This window comes from Streptomyces sp. NPDC047315 (genome assembly GCF_040643215.1).
Taxonomy (GTDB): Bacteria; Actinomycetota; Actinomycetes; order Streptomycetales; family Streptomycetaceae; genus Streptomyces.
Window position 1 is genome coordinate 1 of sequence record NZ_JBEYTZ010000106.1, and the last position, 2,368, is coordinate 2,368.

Here is a 2,368-nt window from a genome sequence, read left to right on the forward strand (position 1 = left end):
GGGTGGGATCGGGTCGCATTTGGCCCGTTGGCTGGCTGAGAACGGTGCTGAGCACCTGGTCCTGCTGAGCCGCTCGGGCCCCGACGCCCCCGGCGCCGTCGCCCTCGCCGAGGAGCTGACGGCGGACGGCACTCCCACGACGGTCACGGCCTGCGACATCACCGACGCCGCGCAGCTCGGCGCGGTCCTGAGCAGCGCCGACCACCCGCCGGTCACCACCGTCATCCACGCCGCCGCCACGATCGAGCTGGGCTGGCTGCGCGACGCCACACCGGAGCACCTGCACACGGTCCTGAACGCCAAGTGCGTGGGCGCCGCCCACCTCGCCGACCTGCTCGGCGAGCACCACCCCGATGTTCGGCTGGTGCTGTTCTCCTCCATCGCGGGGATCTGGGGCAGCGGGATGCACGGCGCGTACGCCGCAGCCAACGCCTACCTCGATGCCCTCGCCGAGAGCCGGGCCGCCGTCCAGCCGATCACGTCCGTTGCCTGGGGCATCTGGGACACCGAGCTGGCCATCGGGCGCGTCGACCCGGACCAGATGTACCGGCAGGGACTGCCCTTCCTCGACCGGGACCGGGCGCTCGACGAACTCGCCGACGTCCTCGGGGGCGGGGAGACCGTCCTCGCGGTCGCCGAGGTCGACTGGCCCACGTTCGTCCCCGTCTTCACCGCCGCACGGCCGAGGCCGCTGCTGTCCGAGCTGCCCGAGGTACGGGCCCTCGACTCCGTCGAACAGGGCTCCGCGCACCGACCCGAAGCCTCATCCGTACTGGTCGACAGGCTGGCCACGGCGACCGATGCCGAACGGGACGCCGCACTGCTGGAGGCCGTCCGCACCGAGGTGGCGGCCGTGCTCGGCCACGCCGACGCGGAATCCGTCGCCCCGACCCGCGCTTTCCGTGACATCGGGTTCGACTCGCTGACCGCGGTGGACCTCCGGAACCGGCTCGGCTCGACCCTCGGGCTCCGCCTGCCCGCGACGGTGGTCTTCGACTACCCCACGCCGCGGGCGCTGGCCGCCTTCCTGAAGGCGGAGGCGTGGGGCGGCCGGCCCGCCGAGCCCGTCACCCAGGCGGTGGCGTTCAGCGGCGAGCCGATCGCGATCGTCGGCATGAGCTGCCGCCTCCCCGGCGGGGTGCACTCCGCCGAGGCCCTGTGGGACCTGCTCGCCGACCAGGGCGACGCCGTCGCGGGCTTCCCCGCCGACCGCGGGTGGGACGTGGCGTCGCTGTACCACCCGGACCGCGACCGCCCGAACAGCCTGTACGCGCAGGGCGGCGGCTTCCTGCACGACGCGGCCCTCTTCGACCCCGCCTTCTTCGGCATCAGCCCGCGCGAGGCCCGGGCCATGGACCCGCAGCAGCGGCTGCTGCTGGAGGCCGCCTGGGAGGCGGTCGAGCGGGCCGGGATCGATCCGGAGTCCCTGGCGGGCACGCAGACGGGCGTCTTCGTCGGCTCCAACTACCAGGACTACGGGGCGAACCTGAACTCCGCCGCCCCGGACGGCTCCGAGGGCCATCTGCTCACCGGCGGGGCGTCGAGCGTCCTGTCCGGCCGGATCGCGTACACCTTCGGCCTGGAAGGGCCCGCGGTGACGGTGGACACGGCGTGTTCGTCGTCGCTGGTCGGACTGCACCTCGCGACTCAGGCGCTACGGCTGGGGGAGTGCTCGCTGGCGCTCGCCGGAGGCGTCGCCGTGATGGGCTCGCCGGGCGCCATCGTGGCGTTCAGCAAGCAGGGCGCGTTGTCGCCGGACGGCAGGTGCAAGGCGTTCGCCGCCGCTGCCGACGGCATGGGCATGGCCGAAGGCGTGGGCCTGGTGTTGTTGGAGCGGCTGTCGGACGCGGTGGCGAACGGTCACAAGGTGTTGGCGGTGGTGCGGGGTTCGGCGGTGAACCAGGACGGCGCGTCGAACGGTCTCACGGCGCCGAACGGTCCCTCGCAGCAGCGGGTGATCCGCCAGGCGCTGGCGAACGCGGGTGTGGCTGCCCGTGATGTGGACGTGGTGGAGGCGCACGGCACGGGTACGACGCTGGGCGATCCGATCGAGGCGCAGGCACTCCTCGCCACCTACGGCCAGGAGCGGCCGGAGGGCCGTCCGCTGTGGCTCGGTTCGGTGAAGTCGAACATCGGCCACACGCAGGCCGCCTCCGGAGTGACCGGCGTGATCAAGATGGTGATGGCGCTGCGGAACAACCTGCTCCCGGCCACGCTGCATGTGGATGAGCCGTCGCCGCACGTCGACTGGTCGGCGGGTGAGGTGCGCTTGCTGACGGAGCCGGTGGCGTGGGAGAGCAATGGTCACCCGCGCAGGGCCGGGGTGTCGTCGTTCGGCGTGAGCGGCACCAACGCCCACGTCATCCTG

Annotated in this window: 1 protein-coding gene; it reads left to right on the forward strand. The window is 73.0% G+C overall.

What is annotated here, in order from left to right:
* On the forward strand, positions 1–2,368 hold a 2,368-nt coding region (locus ABZ842_RS38750), incomplete at both ends, for a type I polyketide synthase (protein WP_361548565.1).